General features: G+C 53.5%; 5 protein-coding genes and 1 pseudogene. 2 read left to right on the forward strand and 4 right to left on the reverse strand.

All coding sequences use genetic code 11. The features are described 5' to 3' along the window. Positions 1–155: 155 nt before the first annotated feature. Positions 156–668, forward strand: a pseudogene (locus QP994_RS10735) (IS3 family transposase); the annotation flags it as partial. A 254-nt stretch (positions 669–922) separates the two neighbouring features. Here QP994_RS10735 and QP994_RS10740 read toward each other — a convergent pair. From QP994_RS10740 to QP994_RS10755, 4 genes are read right to left on the reverse strand one after another with little or no spacing between them, the layout of a single operon-like run. Then, positions 923–1,306, reverse strand: coding sequence for a hypothetical protein (locus QP994_RS10740; RefSeq protein ID WP_284866771.1), 384 nt, complete (start codon positions 1,304–1,306; stop codon positions 923–925). A 47-nt stretch (positions 1,307–1,353) separates the two neighbouring features. After that, complete coding sequence (locus tag QP994_RS10745) at positions 1,354–2,004, reverse strand: hypothetical protein (protein ID WP_284866773.1); 651 nt, start codon at positions 2,002–2,004, stop codon at positions 1,354–1,356. A 37-nt stretch (positions 2,005–2,041) separates the two neighbouring features. After that, positions 2,042–2,695, reverse strand: coding sequence for a hypothetical protein (locus tag QP994_RS10750; protein WP_284866775.1), 654 nt, complete (start codon positions 2,693–2,695; stop codon positions 2,042–2,044). Between the two features lie 14 nt (positions 2,696–2,709). Then, positions 2,710–4,275 carry an RHS repeat-associated core domain-containing protein gene (locus QP994_RS10755; protein WP_284866777.1) on the reverse strand — a complete coding sequence of 522 codons (1,566 nt, stop codon included), beginning with the start codon at positions 4,273–4,275 and terminating at the stop codon, positions 2,710–2,712. A 622-nt stretch (positions 4,276–4,897) separates the two neighbouring features. Between QP994_RS10755 and QP994_RS10760 the strand changes: the two genes are divergently transcribed. Then, positions 4,898–6,123 (forward strand): IS3 family transposase gene (locus QP994_RS10760; RefSeq protein ID WP_284866779.1). Its coding sequence is split into 2 segments (ribosomal slippage): positions 4,898–5,177 and positions 5,177–6,123, totalling 1,227 coding nucleotides; the frame shifts between segments, so codons are not numbered across the junction. Positions 6,124–6,226: the final 103 nt, after the last annotated feature.

The raw sequence follows: 6,226 nt of genomic DNA on the forward strand, positions 1-6,226 counted from the left end.
GTTACTGGCGGTGGCCGCCCCTGTATTTCCCAGGGTCCACCATCAGCAAGCGTTACACCACACTAAGGGACGCAACCTTTTGGAAGCAGAACCCGCCGCAAGAAATAATAGAAATCAAGGCAAATGCCTAGGAACAAAACCCGGGGCACTTCACTGATAGGCCAAACGAGCTCTATGTAGGCGATATTACGTATCTGCCGTGTAAGGGCGGTAAGAACATGTACCTAGCCACGGTCATCGACGCCTACTCACGCAAGCTCGTCGGCCATGCACTCGCCGATCACATGCGAGTATCGCTGGTTACCGAAGTTTTAACCCATGCCAGAAAAGTCCGAGGAAGCCTTAAAGGAGCAATTTTCCATTCCGATCACGGCAGTGTGTACACCTCACAAGCATTTAGGGATCACTGCGCCCAGCTTGGTGTACGCCAATCCATGGGCGCGGTGGGTACAAGTGCCGATAACGCCCTGGCAGAATCCTTTAACGCCACCCTTAAACGTGAAGTCCTGCGTGATCGGAAAGTCTTTGACAATCCCATCATCTGCCGCCAAGAAGTCTTCCGATGGTGCATGCGCTACAACACGCGCAGACGACACTCCTGGTGCAACCTTCTAGCCCCCGATACCTTCGAAGCACTTAATTCAGCTACGCTGACCCAAGCAGCATAGCTAACCCCCGACGTGTCTACTTTCCAGGGGTCAGGCCCTCAGGCCCTTGGACCCCTAACCGCCTAGAATTAAACCAGTCCAACTATCGGGGGCTAGTTCAGGTGGGGTTGTGTGGGGTCATCATCATTGGTGCGGTTGTGATAGCGACACAACTGACGCGTACTGGCTGCCCCGATCTAAACCGGCCTGGGTTGGTGTCCACGATTTGCGGGCAACCCCAGACTCGGCATGTCAGGTGCAGGCTGTGTGCCTGGCTAGTTCGGGTGAAGGGTTGTGCCGTCTGGTAGGTAGATGGTGGAGTCTGCGCTGATATCGACGTAGGCTAAGTGGTGTTTCAGCGCCAACGCGGGGGCAAGTTCTTGGGCACCGGGCATCCATGAGCATTCTAGATACACGCTCGTTGCTCGCAGATCGTATTCTGCTGCATCGTCTTCGTCATCTTCGTCGAAGCCGGGACCGTTAAGGTCTGGCATGGATGTGGTGATTTCGTTATAAAACGCAGCAATGGCTGCTGTGCACTCGGATGGACTTGCGACGGTGGGTTGTTGATCAAAGTCACTGTTGTACCAGTTCATGAACGCTTCGTGTGTTTCACACGGCACCTCGGTGGGGTCAATGACAAGTTGGGTGTAGCCCATAGAAGAATACTCCTTGAACAACAGTTGTGATCAGTTCGTGTTCAAGACTAACCAGCTTTCCCATCCTGGGAAGCCATGTAATCGTAGAAAACCTTGCGGGCTTGTTGGTATTCTTCTTCGGCTGTCAGTTTGCCGGGCTCGACATCAAGATCTTCAGGGTTGAGTACGGTTTCATAATCGAGGTGTTTAAGCCATGTGCGTGCTGCATCAAAATCACCAGCATGCAACATCAAAAACAACTCCGGGTACGGACCATAAGCAAGATCAAAATATGGGCCATCCATGACAGGGCGTAGATCATCTGCGTGGTCGCGCAGTTGTGCCTCATTTGCTTCTATAATCGGTCCGAATTGTGCAAGATACGCGTCCCATTTCGGCCCCACCCCGTCAATCTCACGCGGCTGCCGCTCAGCTTTAGCCCGTGGGCGGAGAATACCACCCGCGCTACCACCTGGATCGCCGCGAAACGAGCTATTAGCGATAGCAGCCCTATGCAGCTTTGCAAACCGTGGTAGCCGCACAAACTGCACAAGCGATGACTCTGGTTCGGGTTCGCCATAGAGAATCAATGTCGCGTAAATGTGAAGTTCAATACCCCCCGGCAACGTCTTCTTCCACTCGGTTTTTTTACCCGAACGCTTATACCCACGCTGTGCAAACCACGGATCAAGCCCGGCAACCAGTGGTGTATTCCTCATAGCATCTATCACCCTTTCGAACCGGCAGGACTGCTGCTTAGCGACGTTTCGCTTCCTCTGTGTCCATATACTCAGAGAAAACTTTGCAGGCTTGTTGGTATTCTTCTTCGGCTGTCAGTTTGCCGGGTTCGACATCTAGGTTTCGTGGGTTGAGTACGGTTTCATAGTCGAGGTGTTTAAGCCATGTGCGTGCTGCATCAAAATCACCGGCATGCAGCATCAAGAACAACTCTGAGTACGGACCATAAGCAAGTTCAAAATATGGTCCACCCATGACGGGGCGTAGGTCATCTGCGTGGTCGCGCAGTTGTGTCTCGTTTGCTTCTATCACTGGTCCGAATTGTGCTAGATACTCGTCCCATTTCGGTCCTACCCCGTCAATCTCACGCGGCTGCCGCTTAAGAGGCACCCGGGGGTGAAGAACAAGGCCCGCGCCAGTGCCGGGGTCGCCGCGAAAAGAGCTATTAGCGATAGCTGCCCTTTCTAGCTTTGCAAACCGTGGTAGCCGTACGAACTGCACGAGCGAGGACTCTGGTTCGGGTTCGCCATAGAGAATCAATGTAGCTTCGCTGCGCAGTTCAATCCCCCCCTGTAGCGTCTTCTTCCACTCGGTTTTCCTACCTGGACGCTTATATCCACGCTGTGCAAACCACGGATCAAGCCCGGCAACCAGACGATTTCCCTGTGTCATTGCTATTATCCTTCCTAGGCTGTTCCGTCCAAGATGCCTATTAGCGTCTTAAGATCATCACCATTATCTGCATAAATTTGATGGAAGTGTCCCTCTAACTTATCGCCCTGCTTCATTCCGATTTTACGGGCCTTTTCATTGTTGGCACGCAGTTCAACGGCGCCGGGTTTGCTACCGTCGCTTGTGCCATTAAGGACATCGCGAACCATCGTTTGATTTTTGGTCAGTTGTGCGTTGCCGGTTTTAACCTCGATGAACTTATAGTTATCGCCACGTTTGACAATGGTATCGATCCTACTAGTAACGCCGTTGGCCTTTACCGTCATTTGGTAATCAGAGGACACTCCAGGTGTTGCTTCGATAATTTCCCGCACAGTCTTTTCGCCTTTCGCGCCTTGCTTCACGTTTTTGGCGAGTTGTTCTAGCTTTTCATGTCCACCTTTGCCGCTAAGTCCGAGGTAATCGATCCAGTGGGCTGGGTGATCAACGTATCCCTGTGCGGAGGCGATACGAGGTGTTACCCCAAGTGGGTCTTGGGCGTTGTAGATACCGGCGTGCGGATGGTAGTAGCGGTACCGGTTGTAGGCCCACCCGGATTCCGTATCGAGATACTGTCCTGCGTGGAGTAGTGGTGACTGGGTTTTTCCCCTCCATGTGCGCTTTCCGTATAGCGTTTGGGACGCTTCTCCTTTAATCACACCGGTTTCAATATCAACAATTTCCCGCGGTGCACCCGCCAGGTCAGCCATGATGAGATCAAATCTCGGCTGCACAGCAACCGGCCCCGATAACCCCGGAGCTTCTGCGTGTGTTTCAGCGTTGAAGGAAGGTACTAGGGTGATCTGCCCAATAAGCTCCTCGGTTGCTGGGTCCATGGTCCAGATGTGACCATCACCTACTGCCTGTCGGCATGCCGCCGGCACACCTTTATGCCTAAAACTAGCTGGAGTGTAGGCATGACCGTGGTGGCTCTCGGAGTGATCACCTACAGCGTAGGTCACTTGCTCACCTACAAGCTGGTTACCAGAGTGCGCATAGACGGTGCGGGTGAGAACTTCACCCGTTTCGGCGTTGACTTGCTCTTTGGCCACACGCCGCCCATGCGGGTCATACAAATACCTATAACCAATTCCCGGTTCGTCAGAAGTGGTGAAACCTATTGGTTGTTCGCTTGTTGCATAGAAAAAATTGTGTACAAGGGGCCGCTTGCTTCTCCGCTTCGTTACGGTTTGCACAACACGACCTGCGTCATCGTACTTATATGATGTTCGACCTACTCGCGTAGGAAGAGTGCCCGAAAACTCAACCGCGTCATCTGCACGGGCGGATTTATCACCAGCACCACCACTTAAAGATGCTGTGGGGTCGATAGTGCTAACACCGTTTAGGACGCCACCTGCAGTGAAACTGTATTTTTCCGTTTGTACCGCTGGTAGAAATCCCGACGTCGCCAGTCCACATGGGTGGCTTTTGTGCAGGTCGATCCTCATGTTGGGGTCTGGGTTTTGCTGGGAAACGCCAGTTGCACGTCCAAGGACGTCGAGTTCATAGGTGGTGACACCACGGAGATAGTCAGTCACGGATTGAAGAGCGCTATCTGCACGCCAGTCAAACATCCGAGACGATACCGTGCGCATCCCACCGTCCGCGGCGGAATCGAGGACGTTGAGTGTATCGCTGCTTACACGCCCTTTTATATCTGAGGTGGTGGTGCGGATGAGGGACCCGGCCGTAATTTTGTTGCGGTAACCACGTTGGTCCGTACCGTATCTCAAACGAGCCAACTCGCTAGGTACATCACTATGGGGTGCGCTGTAGGTGTGGACAGTGTGCGAGATTTCACCAGCCTCGTTGTGTTCAAAGTGAGTGGTGAATCGGTCCCCGAGAGGAAGCGTTATGGTCTCGGACCTGCTAATGCCACTGTGATCAATGTCCAAGTGATGGATGGTAGTTTCGCCAGAGACAAGTCGCACCGTCTCGGTGGTGGCTCTTCCAAACTCATCCCAGTCGTAACTGATGCTGGCCTGCGGTCCAATGACTTCGATTAAACGTCCGACATCATCGTAGAAGTATGATGTCTCTCCCAACCCATCAACACTGCTTGTAAGGCGACCGTCAGCGTGCCGAGTGCGAGTTGTGGATCCAGCCGGGGTGAAGCGTCCTGGGTTTAGTTCCTACCTCTGCTAAGGAAGGATTGGCACTATGCCCAGAAAGTATTCCGTCGAATTCAGGGAAAAGGCGGTTCACCAAGTCGTTGAGATGATTCGTTTGGAGTCGTGCTCACGGCAACGCGCTTACGAGGAAGTCGGAGAGCTTCTTGGCATCTCCCACCACACGTTGCGCGCTTGGTACCGCGACAGCATCGCAGTCGACGAGCAGGCTTTGCCTTCAGGTGGTGAAACTGTCGAAGAAGAGCTCAAGCGGCTGCGCCGGGAAAACCGCGAGTTGAAACGAGCCAACGCAATCCTCAAGACTGCCTCGGCTTTTTTCGCGGCGGAACTCGACCGACCCACGACCAAATGATCGCCTACATCGACGCGCACAAAGATCAGTTTGGGGTCGAGGCCATCTGCCGTGTTTTGAAACAGGCAGATCGTGGATTCATCACTTCTCGCGGCTACCGCAAAGCCACTACTCGTGTCCCGAGTACGAGAGCGTTAAGCGATAGTCTGCTTATCCCAGAGATTCAACGCGTGCATGCGGAAAATTTCTCGGTCTATGGCATCCGCAAGATGTGGCACGCGATGAACCGCGAAGGCTTTCATATCGGCCGTGACAAGACTGCACGCTTGATGAAGCTTGCAGGTGTTTCTGGTCGACGACGTGGACGAATCCCGATAACTACGATCAAGGCGAAGACACCGGATCATCGCCCGGACTTGGTGGAGCGAAACTTTCGTGCAACAGCACCTGGACGGCTTTGGGTGGCCGACATTACCTACGTTCGCACCCTGTCAGGGTTTGCATATACAGCGTTTGTCACTGACGTCTACAGTCGCAAAATAGTCGGTGTTGCCACACGCTCTACGATGCGTACCGATGCGCTGCCGATGGAGGCTTTGGAACATGCGTTAACAACTGCTGGTCGAATCCATGGCGATCAGTTGGTACACCACAGTGATCGGGGCAGTCAGTACGTGTCGTTGAAGTACTCCGCCGCTTTAGCTGAAGCCGGGATCCAGCCGAGTGTCGGCACCGTTGGCGATTCTTATGACAACGCGTTGGCGGAGACGGTCAACGGTCTCTATAAGGCTGAACTTATCCATGCGCACGGCCCGTGGACGTCGGTCGGCGAAGTCGAGCTTGCCACCTTGCGGTGGGTGCATTGGTGGAACACCAAGCGCCTTCACGAAGCCTTGGACTATGCCACCCCGCAGGAAGTAGAAACCGAGTATTATCTCACCGAGCCCATTAACACAGGGCCATAAAAGAAGCGGAACCAAACCCAGGACGCTTCAAGTCCTGAGTGCATGGTTATTGTTTTTCTTGTGGTTGTGGTGTTGGGTCGAGCATGAATGTGGCGCCGGCATC

This window comes from Corynebacterium sp. MSK044 (assembly GCF_030232825.1).
In the GTDB taxonomy this organism is placed as follows: domain Bacteria; phylum Actinomycetota; class Actinomycetes; order Mycobacteriales; family Mycobacteriaceae; genus Corynebacterium.

Coding starts and splice junctions, on each gene's coding strand:
- QP994_RS10740 (WP_284866771.1), bottom strand. CDS start 1,306: ATGGGCTACACCCAACTTGTCATTGACCCCACCGAGGTGCCGTGTGAA.
- QP994_RS10745 (WP_284866773.1), bottom strand. CDS start 2,004: ATGAGGAATACACCACTGGTTGCCGGGCTTGATCCGTGGTTTGCACAG.
- QP994_RS10750 (WP_284866775.1), bottom strand. CDS start 2,695: ATGACACAGGGAAATCGTCTGGTTGCCGGGCTTGATCCGTGGTTTGCA.